This window comes from Psychrobacter proteolyticus, assembly GCF_038155145.1.
In the GTDB taxonomy this organism is placed as follows: domain Bacteria; phylum Pseudomonadota; class Gammaproteobacteria; order Pseudomonadales; family Moraxellaceae; genus Psychrobacter; species Psychrobacter proteolyticus_B.
In genome coordinates, this window is record NZ_JBAKAY010000006.1 from 246,575 (window position 1) to 266,507 (window position 19,933).

Genomic DNA, 19,933 nt, shown 5'->3' on the forward strand with positions numbered 1-19,933 from the left:
CTTCTTATGACCTATCTAACGCTATAAAACAACGAGACTCACATAAGTTTCGACAGTCATATACATATAGATTACATAGAAAACTGTCATGATTTTTCTTACAGAAAACGTTTTATCTTTCCTTAAACACAAAAAAGCCAGCATTAAAATGCTGGCTTTTTCTTACTCACAGTAAATTAGAAGTACTATTTATTCTGTTGACGCTTTAAGTAGTCTTGGATACTGTTTGTTTTAGTCTTAGGCTGCTCTTGAGGTGCACTTGCACTAGGACGTGCAACGCTATCCTGATACTGCTGAGCTTGTGACTGCTTCTGACTGTTTAAAGCGCTGGTATGCACGTTAGGATCGACAGGTTGCGTGCTATTAACAGAAGGTACTGGCTGCTCTACTACTTCTGGCTCTTGTCCAGCATTCTCATCTAACGTTAAGCCAGTTGCGATAACGGTTACATGTAAGTCGTCACCCATTTTTTCATCAATCACAGAACCGTAGAAAATATGAGCGTCGTCGATATCAGTAATTTCTTCGACTATTGCACTGATTTTGCTCATCTCATCTAGTGACAATGACTCTGAAGAAATAACGTTAACCAATAGGCCTTTTGCATTTTCTAAACGCAAATCATCAAGTAGTGGTGATCTGATGGCTTTTTCAGTCGCTTGACGCGCACGATCATCACCACTGGCGCGACCAATACCCATCATCGCATGACCTTTCGCAGTCATTGCCGTACGGATATCGTTAAAGTCGATGTTGATCATACCTTCGCTAGCAATGGTTTCCGCAATACCTTGAACAGCATGCAGCAATACATCATCCGCTTTTTTGAAAGCATCTTGCATAGAGATGTTGCCGTATACACTCATTAATTTATCATTTGGAATCGTGATAATTGAGTCGACAAAGTTAGTCAGCTGCTCAATACCCGCTTTAGCAGCTTTGATACGCTTACCACCTTCGAACTTGAATGGCGTGGTCACAACAGCAACTGTTAATACTTCCATTTCTTTTGCAATACGAGCAACAACTGGCGCTGCGCCTGTACCAGTACCGCCGCCCATACCAGCAGTGATAAATACCATATCTGAGTGCTCAAGCAATGCGCGAATCGCTTCTTCTTCGCTCTCTGCTGCTTCACGACCCACTTCTGGATTTGCGCCTGCCCCTAGACCACGGTTCGTTTTTGCACCCAGTTGCAGTTTGTGCGGTGCAGTAAGACGATCTAGCGCTTGTTTATCTGTATTGGCACAAACGAACGTTACACCTCTGATGCCTTGCTGTACCATATGTTCAACTGCATTACCGCCGCCGCCACCAACACCGAATACAGTGAAGCTTGCTTGGCCATTGTTTTGAAGCTGATTATCATCTGGCATGGTGTATTTTGACATAAAAAAGATTCTCCAGTTGCAGATAGCGTGTAAGTCGATACATAGTAACGCACTCATGTGGCGCGCTATCGACATACTATATATAAATGTATTTAAATAAAACAGGGTATGGCTAAAATCGATCAGTATAGACAATAATATGTCATTATTACTTAATACTTTATTTTTGAAACTAATTTATTCGCAATGTTACTTTATTTTCTTGCTTAACCAACTTAGAGGTATTCCATAATGTATGAATGCTCTAGATATGAGGTTAAACAGATCTATAATATTTTCTTTAAAACATTTGCAAACCGTTGACCCGCACTCCGAAACACGCCTGATACTCGATTGTTTTGAATCGCTTCAGGTTCGCTTTTTTCGCTACGGCGGAATTGCTCACTTTGACTATATAGCAATGTGCCAAAAGCTGTCTGATAAGCACGGTCATTCACTTGACTATTTAATAGCTTAAATGACTCATCATTATCAAAATGATTATAAGCGCTGATAGCAGGATGGGTGTTTGTTAGTACGACAGGCATTTTTAGTAGCTTTTTGGCAAAGGGTATCATACCTTTAATCGTACTACCGCCGCCAGTCAACACAATCCCTTTATCGATATAGCCTATCAAATCTGCTTCGTGTAGTTGACGCGCTACTTCAGTAAATATCTGAACGTAACGAGCTTCAATGATGCGTGCTAGGTTATAGATACCAATATTGATTTCGTCACCCGATCCTTGAGGCTTGAATAAAAAGAAGGCGCTTGGATCGACACTATTAACATCAGCTGTACCATGAGACTTCTTCAGCTTTTCAGCTTCAATCATGGAAATACCAAAATCAGCTGAAATATCCATTGTCACTTCATGACTGCCTGTTGCTATACAGTGTGTAAAAATCAGCTTATTCTCTTTATAAACACAAATGCTGGTCGTACTGGCACCGATATCAACCAAGCAAACGCCTTGCTGGCGCTCCTCAGTCATCAAACTATACTCAGCGCTGGTCACTGCATCGAAAACAATATGATCAATGCCGACGTCACAACTTTGTAATAGCTTTTGGATATTCTGACGGCTGGCAACAGGCATCATCATCATGTGGTACATTACGGTGATATTGTGTGCCATCATCTCGATGACATCATCCACCATAAAATCTTGCTCATCGACATAGATACCTTGCTGACAGCAATGCATCAAATAATAATCAGATGATAAATCACGCGATTTTGCATTGGCCAATGCTTGTACCATATCTTTGGCACGTACGACTTCATCTTCTACTTTGACCTCTCCAGCACTGTTTTTGCTGGATAGCTCAGGGGTCGCAAGCGTTAACCAAACACTGTGCACACGGCAGTTAGCGGTGTCTTCTGCTTCTTGAATGGCTTGCTTAATAGCACCTTGCAGACGTTCACGATGCTTTATTTGACCTTGATAAAAATCGCTGTTTTTAACTTGTCCTACGCCCAAAATACGAATGTCTTTTGCAGAGACAACATTGCCTATGACGACATATACTGCCGTGGCACTTAGATGGACAACAACCAGATTTTCATTATTTTTCATGGTACCAGACAAATTATCGCTAAATAGAAGAGCAAGTAATGCTCTTCTATTGAATCATTAAAAAAAGCGTTACTAATACGCTATGATGTTGTACATATTTTCTTCAAACTAAATAAACCATATTAGCTCATATCGGTTATGTATAGATGTAATGCTTACTTAGGCTATTCTGCTTCAGCACTCTGTGTCACGTTCCAAGCAATGGTAAAGCCATTTTTGTATCGTAAATCTACAGACTGCATTTCATCTCGACGCGTACGTAACTGATTGCCAAGCAGTTGGCTTAAATTCAGTAGTTTTTGCGCCGTATTTTCATTGTCGACAATCACACGTAGCCCATTGTCAAAGCGGATTAACCAAGTCATTCTCGGTGACAGAATGATATCTTCGACCTGCATACCAAGCGGTGCATACCAATCATTGACCTGCTGCATTTGTTGCATGATAACTGGCGCTTGAGACATCTCGCCTTGTAGGGTGGCAAAACGCTCTTGTGTTAAATCTCTACTATCAGCAGGAACAAATACAGCCCCTTTTGCATCGACCAAACGTTCTGTACCAAAATTAGCAACTGCTTGTTTGGGTAATGCGTTGACGACGATGCCACGTTGCCAATCACGAGAGATACTCACTTGGTCTACCCAAGCTAAACCCATCGTAATGTCTCGCAATGCTTGCAAATCAGAAGTAAAGAAGCTACTTACTTGTTGTTGTTCCATCACGTCTTGCAATGAGCCATACTGAGCAGCAGACAAACCTTGATTACTGACATAAATATTTGCTGGCGGTGCATCACGCAGCGCTTTGCCGCCCATCATTAATATTAGCACTAGCAAACCTAAGACCAGTACCATAAATAGATACTTTACCGTTGCCGGTATTTGGATCTTAGATTTTGGGCGACCGGCTTTATCACTCATCAAGTCAGTTACCTCGTTGACAGTTTGAGCCATAACGACCTTTGTCCCTATATTTGCATAAAACTGATCATGCTATTTATTGATATAAATCTGCGTATTTTTGGCAGAAGCTTATTAAGTCGATATGTTATCAAATTTTGTTAAAAATATAGCTTATATACAGCGATTACGTTGATTTAAACGTAACATTTTTCTTAAATTATGAATAAGTTATCAGTTGTATTCACAAAACAACATAAATATCACCGAAATAGACCTATTCTTACAATATTAACGTATTTTATGGTTAAACAATAGCCAAACACCAACTAGTAGCAGCGAATTTACACAAGTTTACATGAAGCTGTGGTATAGCAGCTCTAGTGACACAAAGAGTCATCACTATCTGCTCAATTTAATTGATTTGACAGTTATAGCGTTTGTGCCAAAATATGCCAGCATAGTGCATCAAAATCTAATCCGCGCGCTTTAGCTGCCATCGGAACCAAACTGTGACTGGTCATACCTGGTACGGTATTGATTTCAAGCAACCAAAAATTGCCTGCTTCGTCTTGCATGGCATCGATACGTCCCCAGCCTTTTGCATCTACTGCGCGAAATGCCGCAAGGCTTAAATCTTGCAAGTGCTTTTCGTCAGCAGCGCTCAATCCACAGGGGATGTAGTAACTGGTATCGTTACGATTATACTTGGCTTCAAAATCATAGAAATTAGTGATATCAGCTGGTTCAAGACGAATAACTGGATAGGCTTCGTCATCGATAATCACAATCGTAAATTCACGACCTGTAATCCAACGCTCAGCCATCACCGCATCACCACATTCCACTGCAGTTGCATAAGCAGCAGGCAATTCATCAAGATGATTGACCTTAGTCATGCCAATGCTCGAACCTTCATGAACTGGTTTAATGATAAGTGGAAGACCTAGCATGTTAACCACTTGCTGCCAGTCCGTATCAGCCGTCAATAATGAAAATGGTGCAGTTGATAAGCCGCAGCCTTGCCACAATTGCTTGGTACGTACTTTGTCCATGCCTAGTGCAGAAGCTAGAATTCCTGAACCAGTTTGCGGTATATCAAACCACTGTAATACGCCTTGCAACAAGCCATCTTCGCCGCCACGACCATGCAACACATTAAACACGCGGTCGAATTTACGTAGCTCAGTAATGTCTTGGTGTTTTGGATCAAAGTGAGTGGCATCAACGCCTTGGTTTTGAAGCGCTTGCAATACTGCCGCACCACTGTCCAAAGACACGCTACGCTCATTGCTACTGCCACCATAAATAACGGCGACTTTGCCAAACTGACTGGCGTCTTTTGTATGAGTCGTCGTGTCTAAAGATGTATCGTTGATAGCTGCATTTTGAGTACTATTATTGTCTTTATTATCAGTTGTCATGAGGATCGTCCCTAAATTTTAGCTTACTTAATATAAAGGTTATTGGCAGCCAAATCGATAGCAATCTGCCCGACATTACCAGCGCCTTGGGTAATCAGCATATCGTTAGCTTTTAGCAAACGCTGCATAACAGGAGCCAGATTGTCTTTATCAATAATAGTCGGTTCAACTTCACCGCGCAAACGGATACTGCGCGCTAGTGACTTGGTATCAGCGCCCGTAATCGGGTTCTCACCTGCTGAATAAACATCTAATAACAATAGCTCATCAACACTCGATAGCACTTCTACAAAATCATCGTAGCAATCACGGGTACGGCTGTAACGATGCGGCTGAAATAGCATCACTAAACGACGATCAGGGAAGCTTTGACGAGCGGCTTTTATGGTCGCATCAACTTCTTTCGGATGATGACCATAATCATCAATCAATAAGACATTACCATCATCGATATCGACAGAAGCATGCTGCTCAAAACGACGACCCACGCCTTCAAATTTTTGCAGGGCGCGCTCAATTGCTGCATCATCAACGCCTTCATCGGTCGCCATTGTAATAGCAGCAAGAGCGTTATAGACATTATGTGTACCAGGAATGTTCAACGTCAGGCGTAATGGTTCACGGTCACGGCGCAGTACGGTAAAGTGAGTTTTGGTTCCTTCCGTTACCAAGTCTACAGCTTGTACGTCATTGAACGGCTCAAGACCGAAGGTTAATACTGGACGACCGATATCATCGATCATTGCATATAGTTCAGGGTCATCACCGCAGACCACTGCCAAACCGTAAAACGGCATATTTTGTAGAAACTGGATATAAGCGGCTTTTAATTTATCAAAGCTGTTTTCGTAGGTTTCCATATGGTCTTGGTCGATGTTGGTCACAATCGCGGCCATCGGATGCAATGACAAGAATGATGCATCAGACTCATCAGCCTCTGCTACCAAGAAACGGCTGCTACCCAATGCTGCATTTTTGCCTGACGCATTTAACTTACCGCCGATAACATAGGTAGGATCTAGCTGTCCTTCTGCCATCATTGTGGTTAGCAAACTGGTCGTCGTCGTCTTGCCATGCGCGCCAGCAACTGCGATGCCGTGACGATAGCGCATTAGTTCACCAAGCATATCAGCGCGGCGTACTACTGGCAGGCGAGCTTCAAGTGCTGCTTTTACCTCAGGATTGCTACGATCAATCGCTGATGAGACAACGATAACGTCAGCATTGGCAATGTTTTTGGAGTCATGGCCAATCGATATCTCAATACCAATCTGCTGTAGACGCTTAGTCACTAGACTTTCTGCGATGTCAGAACCACTGACCTGATAGCCTTGATTGTTCATCACCTCAGCGATACCGCACATGCCTGAGCCACCAATACCGATGAAATGCAAATGCTGAATGCGGCGCATTTCTGGTATTTCAATCAAACGCTTAGGTAGAGCTTTCGCAGAGGTAGGCATAAGGATCTCTCTTTATTAAAGGTCAATAAAACTTAGTAAATTCAAATAAGGGGTATAGATTACAGACTATAGCGCTTGCCAAATGATGTCGGCAACTTGCTTACTCGCACTACGGTTGGCCAATGCATGGCCTTTCTTTGCCATCGCCAAGCACTTCTCTCGATTGAGTACGCCAAGCTCGTCACTTAGACTTTTGGCAGTTAGCTCTGACTGTGGTAGTAGAATTGCAGCATCATGTGAGGTCAACGTGCGCGCATTAGCCGTCTGATGGTCATCCACTGCATGCGGTAGCGGTACAAAAATAGCGGCGATGCCGACGTTTTGAATCTCGGTCACTGTCAGTGCACCTGCGCGGCAAACGATGATGTCTGCCCAGTTGTAAGCTGCAGCCATATCATTAATAAAGGGCTGTACAGTAAACTGATGGTTGTTTAGGTTTTGCTCACTATAAGCCGCTTGCGTAGCTGCTTCATTGTTGCGTCCACACTGGTGTAAGACTTCAAATGGCTGATCTAGTAATGCTAATGCTTTTGGTACTGTATCATTTAATACCTGAGCACCAAGTGAACCGCCTACTACCAACAGTTTAAGCGGTGAACTGTCATTTACATCGTAGCGTATGGTTGGCTCTGCGACACCAGTAATGGCATTACGCACAGGATTGCCCACTGTCTCAAGCTTGGCATCTTGCTGACTATTGGCAAAGGTATTTTCAAACGCTTGTAATGTTTTGGTCGACAGTTTAGATAAGTAGCGATTGCTCATGCCAGCAATGGCATTTTGCTCATGGATAATCAAAGGCGTATTAGTCATACGTGCAGCGATACCGCCAGGTGCAGTGACATAGCCACCGAACCCAACGACTACATCGATCTGATTACTACGAATCACTTTTACGGCTGCCATCGTCGCGGATAGTAGAGTCATTGGTAGCTTTAATAGTCGACCAACGCCTTTACCACGAAGTCCTTGCATATTAATAGCATGAAAAGGATAACCTGTCGGCTCAACCAAACCGTTTTCCATACCGTTTGGCGTACCTAACCAATGAATCACCGCACCGCGCTGAGTCAGCTCGTCGCTCACTGCAAGCGCTGGAAAAACATGCCCGCCCGTACCAGCTGCCATCATCAATATATGCGGTGTTTTCATGAACGCCTGCCTATCTTTACTTTATTTATATGAAGGGTTTATCTCACTGCTGCAGTGACAGTTATGAAAAATAATGACCTAGCCAAAGCCCGCATAGTATAGAGGAAATCATTGTCTTATATACAGTACTTTATGCAGCAAAAATAACAAAAATCCAAGCCATGATCGGTCATAGCTTGGCGTCGTGTAATGCTAATAAACGGTAAGAAAATTCAATGACTAACAATACCTCAAAATATGGGTTTTACGTAGTCAAAATATTCCTGAACATAGCGAAAGCTACGCAGTAAATTTATTTTCAATCGCCATAATAAAGTCGGTTGCGATATCTGTACCACATTGATCATCAATCTCACGTACGCATGTTGGGCTAGTAACGTTAATCTCAGTGATGCGCCCACCGATCAAGTCTAGACCAACAAACATTAGGCCTTTTTCTTTGACGATTGGTGCTACAACTTCTGCTACTTGGCGTTCGATATCAGTCAATGGCATGGCCACGCCACTACCACCAGCTGCTAGATTACCACGGGTCTCGCCTTTGGTTGGAATACGAGCCAAACTATAATCTACCACGACTCCATCGACGATTAATACGCGCTTATCGCCCTCTTTGATTTCTGGCAAATAACGCTGCGCCATAATGGGCAAAGTCTCGAGCTCAGTCAGTACCTCTAACGTCACTCCGATGTTTGGGCTATCAGCAGTCAAACGGAAGATGCCAGTGCCGCCCATACCATCTAGTGGCTTGACGATGACGTCCTGTTGTTCAGCGATGAACTTACGAATGTGTGCTTGTTTGCTGGTCACAATCGTTGGGCTCATATAATCGCTAAACCACGTCGCAAATAGCTTCTCATTACAGTCGCGAATCGCTTGTGGATCATTGACCACGAGCACGCCTGCTGCTTTGGCATGGTCAAGCATATAAGTGGCATAGATAAAGCGCATATCAAACGGCGGATCTTTGCGCATCAAAATCACGTCATAGTCGCCGACTGGCCCTGTGCTTTTATCACCCAATGTATAGAAATCTGCAGGATCACGCTTCACTGTAAGCGGCTGCGTATCAACCATCAACTGACCACGGTCCAACCACAGGTCATGAATCTGACAATAACCAAGCTGATGGCCACGATCTTGAGCGGCCCACATCATAGCGAGACTGGTGTCTTTTTTATAATTGACTCGCTCGATAGGATCCATAATAACGAGTATTTTTAGCGACTTTTCTTGTTTTTGTTGGCTCATGATAAGACTCACTTACGTTATATTATTAATATGAAACACACCTATTAAACAACATCAGTGCCCAACTATACGCCGTACTGCTCACGATAGTGTTGCATTTTGGCTAACTGGGTCGCGTCTTGATGTTGGCCGGTTTGTGCACCATGGTCATCGGCCAAATAACTGATTAAATCATCAATATCGACCAATGCACGTACGGGCACTTCTAGTGTCGCGGCAAGCTCTTGAATAGCAGAGTGCTCTGCTTGACCTTTTTCTTTACGATCAAGTGCGACGAGAATACCAGCAACGCTTGCGCCTGCTTGCTCTAAAATCTCGACCACTTCGCGCATGGCTGTACCCGCTGTGATGACATCGTCGAGCACCCAAACGGCCTTGCCACTTACGTCAGCACCGACCAAATTGCCGCCTTCGCCGTGAGTTTTGGCTTCTTTACGGTTATAGCCCCACTTGGCGTTAATACCATGATGTAGCCATAACGCTTGCGCCGTCGCTGCGACAAAAGGAATACCTTTGTAAGCCGCACCAAAGATGACCAGCTCTTGCTCATTACCGCTATTATTTGCTGTATTCATTTGTTCAGCTAAGGCATCTGCATAACCACGTGCTAGCAGTGACAACATCTCACCAGTCGCAAGCAAACCTGCATTAAAAAAGTACGGACTGATACGACCAGACTTTAGGACAAACTCACCGAATTTGAGCACTTGGTTGTCTAGAGCCAGTTGAATAAATTGATGAGATGAAAATGTAGGGTCTTGAGGGCGTGTTACATGAGACATTATGACATTCCTATCAGCAAGAAGAGGGGACAAAAAATTTGCATTATTGTACGCATTATTGATCAGCTTGACCAACCATTGATCTCATAATCCTGCATATTGGCATAGCGAGTCAGCAAACCACTACGCGACGAGATATTAAAATAGCTTTGTCCATCTGCTCGGACTTGTATCTCCCAGCCCAAATGATAAGCGGCAACAATAATATGACCAGCAAATAGTCGAATCTGACGATATGCGTGGCGCTGTGGCGGCTCACAAATGATCTGACTGAGCAAATAGCTACGCACATGCTGACATATTTCTGCGGCGCTATAACTATGATTGATACTCTTACGGGTACTACATTGCTTTAGCACATGGACGGCCACGCTACATGCCATGATATCCGTGGCCAAACTGCCCTCGCCTGTCTCAAACTGCTGCGGCTGTAGTATCACTTGCCAATCGTCGGCATACAGACTGTTGAGTAGCTCATCAGGATTATAACGTTTGGTCAATGCGCGCATAGATGAAGCAGAGTTTTGAGCCTTGCTGTCATTATTTGAATCGTTGTTTGACTCAACCCCTGTAGCGCTATCAGTCGGCAAAAACCCATAACGGTTCAGTTTTGGATAAGCCCGAATCGCCTGCTGAATATCCGACATATCTAATAATGTCATATCTGATAATGTCGATATTAGTGGCTGCTCACTGTGATTCTGATAAAAGCTATCCGGCAATTCGATAAGCTGTGCTGCATTTAGTAACGATAAATGTTCAGCCAGTGCTTCTGAAGCAATCAGCGACCATTTTGATAAGCTGTCTGCATTGGGATGATAGAATCGAGTCGAGTTACCATAAAGCCTGCGCAGTTGACCATTTAGGCGACGAGCAGGCTCAGGTATATCACTTAATGGTCTGGCAGGATCAAGAGGAGATTGTTTGGGATCAAAGTTAGGATGTACGATCGCAGGCTGCTGTGAATCAGCCAACATAGACGATTGCTCAGCCTTTTTTTGCACATGACTTTCTGCCAGCTTACCGCCTTCTGCTGCCAGATTAGCATGAGACAAACGGTCATCAGAAGTAGAAGGCTGGGACATGAAATCTCCATAGACTATAAAATATAAAACAAATAAAAACGATTACACCAAGGGCTATTTTACTCTGTAGGGCTTAACTCTAAGGGCTTACTCCTGATAATTTAAAATATCTCGGTAGCCTGTCTGCCAGTCAGCATAATCAAGCCAAGCTAACGGAATGTTGCTGTGCAAGCGTTTTCCTGTCACTGAGGTTTTTGTATTATCAGTAGTAGGAGGTGTCTCGCCAACCTGCTCACTAAGCCAAACTCCTAGCTCAAACGTAGTAACAGGTCGATAGTCCGTCGCTAGATAAATAGGCTTTGATGTTTCTATCGTCAACACTTTGGCGATGATATTGACCAAGTCGCGATCCATAATCCGGTTGCTCCAATGCTCAGCTGGCACTGGATCTTTATTTGGCTCACGAGCCTTGCGTAGTCGCATTAAGCGCTCGCGACCGTAGATACCACTGGGGCGAATAATAATGGCTTTATCACCAAAGCCTTGTTGCAGTGCTTGTTCTGCTTGCAATATGAATTTCGAGGCTTCACGCGCAGGCGTAACAGGTGCAGTATGCTCATCAATCCATTCGCCATTATCCTGACCATAGATACCAGTAGAAGAAATAAATACCACACGTTCAAGTTTGGTGAGCTGTGGAGCAAGCGTTGCTAAATGCTGATTAATCGCTAGATAACTGTCGTGATAACCGCTGGTCGAGTACTCGTCAGGGGTGACGATAATCGCAATATGAGTAAACGCTTGCAGTTGCTCAGTCGTCAGCGTCAACGCATCAGCCTGCAGAAAATCTGCGCTATCTATCAAATCATAATGGTGGCGCTCACTACGAGCCAGCCCAGTCACACAATAGCCATCTTGGGCAAGTTTATTGGTTACTGGCAGGCCGATAGCACCTTGACCAATAATTAGTAAATTTTGCGTACTCATAAAGCATGTTTTCCTTTATACAACTTCCTTTATACAACCATCACAGCGCTTAGAAGCCATTTTGTTTAAATTAATGCCTAAATCAACGGCTAAATCAGTTTCTAAACCAATATCTAAATCAGTGCCTAAAAGTACCGTCTGTACGATAGCTGTATATCATCATTAGCATCGATACGTTCTTGCCATTCGTAATTGGCATTGATACGTAATGATTGGTTTTTATCAATGTCGTATTGCAGCCCTAAGCTTGAGATTGGTTGCCAGTAATGACCACGGACGTTGGTTTCATCGCTGTTGCCATGATACCAATATGGCAATTGCAATTCAGCTTGCGCGCGTAACTGATTGTTAATCTGGTAACGGCAGCCCGCATTGATACCTGCGCCTAGACGAAAGCCTTTATTGATACCGCGTCCTACTTGCCCTGTACCTGCCAAAAACGTATAGCACAGTTGCGGCGGCATCTCACCAGTACCTGCGGCTGGTGTACCAAATGCCCATGACCAGCCTTTTTCGTAACCCACGCTACCGACCAAATGATCCGTACCTACCTCTTGCGATCCATCGTTTACTCGCGTCGCCTCGATACTGGCGCCCCAAGTATTGCCTTTTTTGGCTGCATTGATTGGATTAAAAGAGCGGCCACGAATCAAAGTGACGTTTTGCAAGGTCACACTATCTGGCTGATTGGGGTTATTGTTATCTGTGTCATACAGTCGTAATGTCGCAGCTAACCCTTCTAAGTTAAAAAATTGTGGATACCCTGAGGCGTGGTCAAGCGTATCATGAAATCCCGCTCGAAACCCAATATCTATATAGTCATCGTCACCACGCTGCCCTATACCTATCGTGCCCAATTGTAGCGGATGCCTGTCTATTGGATTATTATCCGATACGTCGATTTGACGCTTGAGTAGTGTTTGCCCATCAGCTGACATACTCGATACAGGGTTGAGCTGCGCAGACTTGATCTCATTCACGGTTTGTTTGGCACTATTATGATAGCCCAACTGTGTGCGCTGTTGTTTTTTCTCATTGAGCTGATTTTGACGTAAGGTATTATCAGCAGGTGTATAAGTGGTACTTGCCAGCAACTGCTTATCATTTAATAATTGAATCACATCAGAAGGCACGACTGCGTAAGACAGTTGGCTTAGTAAGTTTTGCTGCGGACGGACCACATCAATAAGACGCAGAATCTCAGAAGCACAATTGTCCGTGGTGAAGTAATACGGCATCTTTAATGCTTTGGTTTCCCAAACGTGGCGCATAATCTGCTGAACTTCCGCGGGCGTCAGACTCAACTGATATGTCCACGTATCACGTTCATCATCTTGCAGGTATTTCGCTAGCATCTCTGGATAAGGGTCAATTTCGATAGCACTGTTGTAGCTACCAATCATTGACTTGGTAGCATAGACTGGAAAACTGTCGTTTGGATCACCGTCTACCGTATAGTTCAGCGCATAAGACTTATCGATTTGGTTTGGATCGGCGATACTCGATTTTGAGTCAATGCGTAACAGCGTATGAGCAAACGCAGAGAGCGGATTGTCCAAATACTCCTGCGCAAACATGATAGACAGCTGCTCAGGCGCCAATGTCGACATCCACTCATCCAATTCTGCACAGTCAGCAGATAGACTTGCAGTATCGATCGCTAGCACCTCTGTCAACCATGCCACTCGCGCTGGAAAACGGCACAAGACAGAATTATTATTGGTATCAGTTTTGGCTTGGTCGTTATCAGTCGCCGATGATGCCAACTCTTGCGCAAGTGCTACGAGCATCGCATCCAACTCTGCACCTGAATCTCGTTGACCATTCTTACTTAAAAAAAAGCTCGGATCATCAACCAAACTCTCGGTTTTCTTTTTACTGAATACACTGTTTTTATCATCGTAAAAATACAACAAGCGTCGCCATGTTGTATGCTGTGCCAACTTGTCTGTTTTTACTTGCTGCCGCCATGTTGATAGTAGCTGCTCTGTCGCTAAGCTTGATTCAGATAAAGTACTATTTTGAATATTAGGTTCAGCACTACTGATATTGTCCGGCTCAGATAATGCATCTGAATTAGAATAAGTAAGTGCTGTGCTAGTAGGTGCTAAGCTAGATGCGTCAGGTGACAATACATCTGATTCAAGAACGGACAGCGGCGTTGGTAAAAATGCCTGTGTTTGAGCCGAGAGTAACAGCCCTGCTATAGCCAATGGCAGACGTGCTCGCAGGCCAATGGTCATTAGCGTACAATCGATAGGTATGGACGTTAGTTTTATAGACATGAGGTAAAATCTCGCACGTTATTATTCATACGCTATCAGCGTTATTAGAGTTTCTGGGTCAAAAAATCAAACACATCGCCCACTATCATTTAACTATTTAGATAGATTGTTTATTACACCATTATCAATACTAGTATAAAAAGAGAGCATTATGCCCGTATTATCACCAGACTCATCATCTACATCGCCAATGACTATCAAAGATGGTCTACTATCAGCAGCCACTTGGCTAGCCTCACCCAATTACAATGTAAGGCCAAAAGGTTTAAGTATTGACGCTATTGTCGTACACAATATTAGTCTACCACCGAATGAATTTGATGCCTGCGACGCTAGTGGCACGCATTATGTAAAAGCATTATTTACCAATCAATTAGACTGGGATGCTCATCCTTACTTTCAAACAATTAAAGGCGCGGAAGTATCAGCGCATTTATTTATCGAACGTGATGGCGCTATCACTCAGTTCGTCAATTTCAACGAACGGGCGTGGCATGCTGGGCGGTCTAGCTACTTGGGTCGACCTGAATGTAATGATTATAGCATTGGCATCGAGCTTGAAGGGTCGGATTTTGTGTCCTTCACCTCTGCTCAATATGAGCAGCTAGCCGAAGTAATTGCCGCCATCTATACGGCCTATCCCAAAACACGTCGCCACTTAACAGGCCATAGCGATATCGCGCCTGGGCGTAAGACTGACCCTGGTGATTATTTTGAATGGGCAAGATTGCGCCAGTTAGTGGCTGATGCAACGAAAAACGGTGTACCGTCACATAAGTGATTTCCACACTCAATCCATTTATCTCAATGGTGAAAGTGATATAATTTGTCAGTTTTTTATCCATATCACATCAGCACATAACTCAATATACAACTTAGCAAGATAGGTTCTCATGGCAAAAAGTCGGTTATTTCGTTCAACCATGGTGGTCAGTAGTATGACCATGTTATCGCGTATTTTAGGTTTGGTACGTGATGTTGTATTGCTAGGGGTTTTTGGTGCAGGTGGTTTGATGGATGCCTTTTTGGTCGCCTTCAAAATCCCAAATTTTTTACGACGACTGTTTGCGGAGGGTGCGTTTAGCCAAGCATTCGTGCCAGTCCTCTCCGAATACAAAGAAAAGTACAGCTTGCAACAAGTGCAGATTTTGGTCAGTCGAACCTCAGGTGCATTATTGCTAGTGTTATCGATGCTGACGGTGGTGGTTATCTTAATCGCACCTTGGGTAGTGACGTTGTTTGCCCCTGGGTTTGCCGATCAGCCTGATAAGTTTGCCATTACTGCTGAGTTATTGCGTCTTACTTTTCCATATTTGCTATTCATCTCTATGACAGCCTTTGCCAGTGGTATTCTACAAAGCTACGGTCGTTTCGCCGCACCTGCTTTTGCACCAGTTCTATTGAACCTATGTATGATTGGTGGTGCGCTGATTTTTGCGCCGATGTTTGATACGCCCATTATGGCGCTTGGCTATGCCGTTGCTATCGCAGGTTTGCTACAATTCTTGATTCAACTGCCGCAGCTTTGGCAACAAAAGCTGCTTGTCGCACCAAAGATTGACTTCCAGCACGAAGGTGTTCGTCGAATTTTGAAACTGATGTTACCTGCTATCTTTGGTGTTTCTGTTACTCAGATTAATTTACTGTTAAATACCATTTTTGCCTCATTAATGATTGGCGGTTCAGTCTCTTGGCTCTATGCAGCTGAACGTATGAGCGAGCTTCCATTGGGTCTGATTGGCGTGGCGATTGGTACCGTCATATTGCCAAGTCTGTCGAAAAGCGAAGCTCAAAAAGACGACGTCAGTTTTAAAAAGACCATCGACTGGGCAGCACGCCTTATCATCTTGGTCGGTGTGCCTGCCTCGGCTGCCTTATTTGTACTGGCAGATGTATTGATGCAAGCACTATTTTTACGCGGTGAGTTTACCTTACGTGATGCCCAAATGAGTTCACTGGCCTTACGTAGTATGGCAGGTGGTATCTTAGGATTTATGCTCATTAAGATTTTTGCCCCTGCATTTTTTGCGCGTCAAGACACCAGAACCCCTGTAAAAATCGGCATCATTTCTGTCATCGCTAATATGATTTTTAGTGTTATTTTTATCGGGATATTTTATTTCTTAGAGATACCACTACATGGTGGTCTGGCTTTGGCTACGACTGGCGCTGCTTTTGTAAACGCAGGCTTGCTATATTACTTCTTGCACAAGCGTGATATTTTCCGTTTCGGTCCGCATTGGAAAAAGCTGTTTACGCAGTTTGCTATCTCGACTGGCTCTATGATTGGCGTGCTTTATTTTATGCTCCCTTACTTCCCTACCGATGAGGCTCAGTGGCAGCGTATCGTCGCGCTGATTATTATGTGTGCCGTCGGAGCGCTGGTTTACGGTGTGGTATTGCTAGCGACAGGGTTCCGTCCGCGTCAGCTAAAGCACGGTTAGGACAAAGTATAAGCAAACTTATGACGGGCTTACGAAACCAAAACAAGCCTGTTATGAGAAATGACAATGCGCGCTGCGAATAATTGTCATAATAGATCACTAATGAATAAATGACATTTGAGGTTTAATATGACAACGAAACAGCCAATCTTTCAGCGCTTACCAATTTTGCTAGCAACTGGTGTACTAAGCACTGGACTACTTATTAGTGGCTGTAGCGATAATGAGTCAGCTGAAATTGCTACCAATAATGAAGATGTGGCAGCGACTGTTGATACCTCAGAAGACGTCACATTAGACAATGATACGACTGACCAAGCAGAGATTGCTGACAGTGCTAGCGAAACAGGCGAAATTACAGATGGCACTAAAGATAAGACGGCGATTGATAGTGACAATATTAATCCAGTCACCGATGCGACCAAACAGAAAAGCCTAGTGACCAATCCAACTCAAGCCGGTACGCCAGAGGATACTGTCAAGCAAGCCCTAAACAGCTTATATTACGGTGATGTGAAGGATGCGGCGTCATATTACCAAGTTGATATGGCAAACTTCGAAGAAGAGCTTGCCAATACCCAGTCTGCGTTTCAGCAAACGGTGGATGGCGTTACGATTACTGACACCAAATATAATGATGATAAAACTCGTGCCACCATCACTGGCGAGCTGATGCTAAAAGGACAGAGCGAACCTGCACCACTGACCTACCAGCTACAGAAGATAGAAGATCAATGGAAGATTTTAGGTTAGAGCGTTTTAAGTTAAATTGTTTCAGGTGCTTTATCTAAAATATCGTCTGACGTGACTGATTTACCAAGCATCACAACATCAGCGATGAACCCTTCCATATCGCAAACTTCGGGCATATAACCCCATTGTTCAAAGCCAAGCTTACGAAATAATCCTAAGCTTGGATGGTTATGAGCAAAGACAAGGGCGATGATATTTCGAATACCTAGGCTTGGTGCTTGCGTCAACATCCAACGGGTCAGCAAACTGCCTAACCCTTTGCCCTGATAATCTTGATTTAGATAGATGCTAATCTCAGTACTGATGTGATAGGCCGTACGCGCGTACAAATCGCTAAAACTGCCCCATGCAACTATTGGTGCCTTGGTTTGGTCTACATTATTTGATGGTAATGCTTTGACCACATATATTGGTCTGGTTGCGCTATCCAAATGTTCATCAAACCAAGCGGCACGCTCCTCTAGCGTAACCAATGCAAGATTGGCTGTTGCTTGTTTGCCCGGTATGCTTTGATTATAAATGGCTAAGACTTCTGCTAAATCTTCTTTACTTGCACGCTGCACAACGAACTGATCGGTAAGCTGATATGTCGATAGGTCGGTTGGTATAGTATTTAAGGCAGCAGCAGACATAAGATCTCCATCGTTGTCGGGATTGTTGTTAGGATTGTTGTTAGGATTACTATTAGCATCATTGGCAATAAAGAATAGCCACCCTATGCGCCATACTTGCATTACACGTAGACTATAGGATGTTAGTGTGGCTATTTTACTTTATAATGGCTGGTTTTAGACACATCAATTTTAAGCATAGATGTGTTTTTTCGTTTTTTATTTGGTCTCATCATAGCTGAAAACTTATGAAAACCTATTTTCTTGAGCAACTGATTTCGTCGCCACACACTTCATCTACGGACACTATCCCAGTAGAGTTGGCATCTTGCGTGCTCACTATCGGCAATTTCGACGGTGTACACCTTGGTCACCAAGCAATGCTAGCCCAAGTTCGTGAAATTGCGCATACCCAAAATTTGGGTGCGGCGGTCATGATATTCGAGCCGCAGCCACGCGAGTTTTTTGCACCTGCTAAAGCGCCTGCGCGCCTGACCAATCTGGCAGAAAAACAAGCACTGCTAGCAGAGTATGGCGTTGAAACATTGATCGTAGCAGGTTTTGATACAGAATTTCGCTCGCTATCAGCACAAGCGTTTGCCGATATATTAGCCAAGCGTTTGAACGTCAAAGCGTTGGTGTTGGGCGATGACTTTCGCTTCGGTCATGATCGTACTGGCGACAGTCAGTTTTTGCGTGATTATGGTTTGGATGTGACCAACCTGCATACGGTCACTGATAGTAATACTGATAGCGACAATGTTGATAGCGACAGTGTTGATACTATCGATAACGACGCTGCCCGTATCAGCTCTACTCGTGTTCGTGATTTACTATTAGCAGGTGATCTTCAAGCAGCCAACAGGTTACTTGGTCGTGACTATGCAATCACAGGAGTGGTTGTGCGCGGCGATCAGATAGGTCGTACGATAGACTTCCCTACCGCAAATATCGATTTGCAACGAATAAAGCCTGCCCTGCATGGTATTTTTGCAGTTGATGTGGTGAGCTTAGATGACAATGGTAGTGTGATAGCTGATGGTTTGACTGCGCTTGCCACCGATGGTCGTACAGGTGTTGCAGGCTTGCGTGCGCATAGTTTGTTTGGCACGGCTAATATTGGCAAAAGACCTTCTGTTGATAAAGGTGATGACTGGCGACTAGAAGTCCACTTTCCGCAGTTGCAAGCTGATTTGTACGGACTGAATTTACACGTACGTTTCCTACACTTTTTGCACGGTGAGCGTCGCTATGATGGAATAGAAGCATTAAAAGCGGGTATTCATCAAGACGTCGCAGATCTACTTGAGTGGCGCGAAAAGCAAATTTAAAGTTTAGCGTTACTCCAGATATAAAAAAACCCCGCGATATTAAGACTATCGCGGGGTTTTTCAAATATGTTTATAAGTCTTTATGCATCAGGATGCAAACGGACATTTAGCTCATCGATGGTTTCTACCCATGCTGCATCTTTTTGCCATTCTTCCTGCAGGAACATGCGCTGATTATCCGTCCAAATACTAGCCTCTGTTAGTTTTTCTTCGCTAGCTAATTGGTTTGCTGCGATAAAATTATCAATTGCTTCATCAGAGCTATCTAGACCTAACTGAGCAAATAACTCATTCATACTATATTCTGGTTCACCCAACATAATTTTCTCCTTAAATGGTACGAATATGGTCGTACTTATTGTTTAATGTGCTTATTATTCAAATTGACATATTCATTGTAGCAAGCTTTATTTTAATAGCTGTTAATCAACGTTTATCTAACGTTATCAATTGTATTAACGGTAAATCGCTTTTATTCATTTAAGATGATGATTGAATTGCTCTCATTTGCCTGTTTCTTATAGACATAAAAAAAGCCCTCACATTTAAGAGGGCTTTTTTGTACTACTTATCTTT

At 43.6% G+C, this 19,933-nt stretch carries 17 protein-coding genes; 4 read left to right on the forward strand and 13 right to left on the reverse strand.

Annotated elements, in window-relative coordinates:
• Positions 1-185 precede the first annotated feature (185 nt).
• The 11 genes from ftsZ to V6252_RS09755 all read right to left on the reverse strand — a co-directional run bounded on the left by ftsZ (position 186) and on the right by V6252_RS09755 (position 14,218).
• The gene (gene ftsZ, locus V6252_RS09705; protein WP_057761433.1) at positions 186-1,391 is read right to left on the reverse strand and encodes a cell division protein FtsZ; all 1,206 of its coding nucleotides are present in this window, start codon (positions 1,389-1,391) and stop codon (positions 186-188) included.
• Positions 1,392-1,657: 266 nt separating this feature from the next.
• Positions 1,658-2,950, reverse strand: a complete 1,293-nt coding sequence (ftsA, locus tag V6252_RS09710; protein WP_341610247.1) for a cell division protein FtsA — start codon at positions 2,948-2,950, stop codon at positions 1,658-1,660.
• A 164-nt stretch (positions 2,951-3,114) separates the two neighbouring features.
• Positions 3,115-3,903, reverse strand: coding sequence for a cell division protein FtsQ/DivIB (locus tag V6252_RS09715; RefSeq protein ID WP_341610248.1), 789 nt, complete (start codon positions 3,901-3,903; stop codon positions 3,115-3,117).
• Between the two features lie 377 nt (positions 3,904-4,280).
• Positions 4,281-5,273 (reverse strand): D-alanine--D-alanine ligase, encoded by a 993-nt coding sequence (locus V6252_RS09720; protein ID WP_298809125.1) that lies wholly within the window; start codon positions 5,271-5,273, stop codon positions 4,281-4,283.
• 23 nt (positions 5,274-5,296) lie between these two features.
• The gene (gene murC / locus V6252_RS09725) at positions 5,297-6,736 is read right to left on the reverse strand and encodes a UDP-N-acetylmuramate--L-alanine ligase (protein ID WP_160022333.1); all 1,440 of its coding nucleotides are present in this window, start codon (positions 6,734-6,736) and stop codon (positions 5,297-5,299) included.
• 66 nt (positions 6,737-6,802) lie between these two features.
• Positions 6,803-7,888, reverse strand: a complete 1,086-nt coding sequence (gene murG / locus V6252_RS09730) for an undecaprenyldiphospho-muramoylpentapeptide beta-N-acetylglucosaminyltransferase (protein ID WP_341610249.1) — start codon at positions 7,886-7,888, stop codon at positions 6,803-6,805.
• A gap of 279 nt (positions 7,889-8,167) precedes the next feature.
• Positions 8,168-9,139: a glutathione synthase gene (gene gshB / locus V6252_RS09735; protein WP_191114161.1), complete on the reverse strand. Its 972-nt coding sequence runs from the start codon at positions 9,137-9,139 to the stop codon at positions 8,168-8,170.
• Positions 9,140-9,204: 65 nt separating this feature from the next.
• Positions 9,205-9,921, reverse strand: a complete 717-nt coding sequence (pyrE, locus tag V6252_RS09740; protein ID WP_341610250.1) for an orotate phosphoribosyltransferase — start codon at positions 9,919-9,921, stop codon at positions 9,205-9,207.
• Positions 9,922-9,983: 62 nt separating this feature from the next.
• Positions 9,984-11,006: a hypothetical protein gene (locus V6252_RS09745; protein WP_341610251.1), complete on the reverse strand. Its 1,023-nt coding sequence runs from the start codon at positions 11,004-11,006 to the stop codon at positions 9,984-9,986.
• An 87-nt stretch (positions 11,007-11,093) separates the two neighbouring features.
• Positions 11,094-11,933: an SDR family oxidoreductase gene (locus V6252_RS09750; protein ID WP_341610252.1), complete on the reverse strand. Its 840-nt coding sequence runs from the start codon at positions 11,931-11,933 to the stop codon at positions 11,094-11,096.
• A 125-nt stretch (positions 11,934-12,058) separates the two neighbouring features.
• Positions 12,059-14,218 (reverse strand): DUF4105 domain-containing protein, encoded by a 2,160-nt coding sequence (locus tag V6252_RS09755; RefSeq protein ID WP_341610253.1) that lies wholly within the window; start codon positions 14,216-14,218, stop codon positions 12,059-12,061.
• Positions 14,219-14,369: 151 nt separating this feature from the next.
• Here V6252_RS09755 and ampD point away from each other — a divergent pair, with 151 nt between their 5' ends.
• The 3 genes from ampD to V6252_RS09770 all read left to right on the forward strand — a co-directional run bounded on the left by ampD (position 14,370) and on the right by V6252_RS09770 (position 17,415).
• Positions 14,370-14,999 (forward strand): 1,6-anhydro-N-acetylmuramyl-L-alanine amidase AmpD, encoded by a 630-nt coding sequence (ampD, locus tag V6252_RS09760; RefSeq protein ID WP_341610254.1) that lies wholly within the window; start codon positions 14,370-14,372, stop codon positions 14,997-14,999.
• A 112-nt stretch (positions 15,000-15,111) separates the two neighbouring features.
• A complete protein-coding gene (gene murJ / locus V6252_RS09765) occupies positions 15,112-16,662 on the forward strand; it encodes a murein biosynthesis integral membrane protein MurJ (protein WP_102091874.1) in 1,551 nt (516 codons plus the stop codon).
• A gap of 129 nt (positions 16,663-16,791) precedes the next feature.
• Positions 16,792-17,415 carry a hypothetical protein gene (locus V6252_RS09770; RefSeq protein WP_341610255.1) on the forward strand — a complete coding sequence of 208 codons (624 nt, stop codon included), beginning with the start codon at positions 16,792-16,794 and terminating at the stop codon, positions 17,413-17,415.
• An 11-nt stretch (positions 17,416-17,426) separates the two neighbouring features.
• On the opposite strand, the gene V6252_RS09775 is transcribed toward V6252_RS09770, so the two are convergent.
• Positions 17,427-18,149 carry an N-acetyltransferase family protein gene (locus V6252_RS09775; protein ID WP_341610256.1) on the reverse strand — a complete coding sequence of 241 codons (723 nt, stop codon included), beginning with the start codon at positions 18,147-18,149 and terminating at the stop codon, positions 17,427-17,429.
• A gap of 125 nt (positions 18,150-18,274) precedes the next feature.
• Here V6252_RS09775 and ribF point away from each other — a divergent pair, with 125 nt between their 5' ends.
• On the forward strand, positions 18,275-19,357 hold the full coding sequence (gene ribF / locus V6252_RS09780; RefSeq protein WP_341610257.1) for a riboflavin biosynthesis protein RibF: 1,083 nt from the start codon (positions 18,275-18,277) through the stop codon (positions 19,355-19,357).
• 80 nt (positions 19,358-19,437) lie between these two features.
• Here the strand turns inward: ribF and V6252_RS09785 are convergent, their stop codons facing one another.
• A complete protein-coding gene (locus V6252_RS09785) occupies positions 19,438-19,677 on the reverse strand; it encodes a DUF2789 domain-containing protein (protein WP_057761462.1) in 240 nt (79 codons plus the stop codon).
• Between the last annotated feature and the right edge of the window lie 256 nt (positions 19,678-19,933).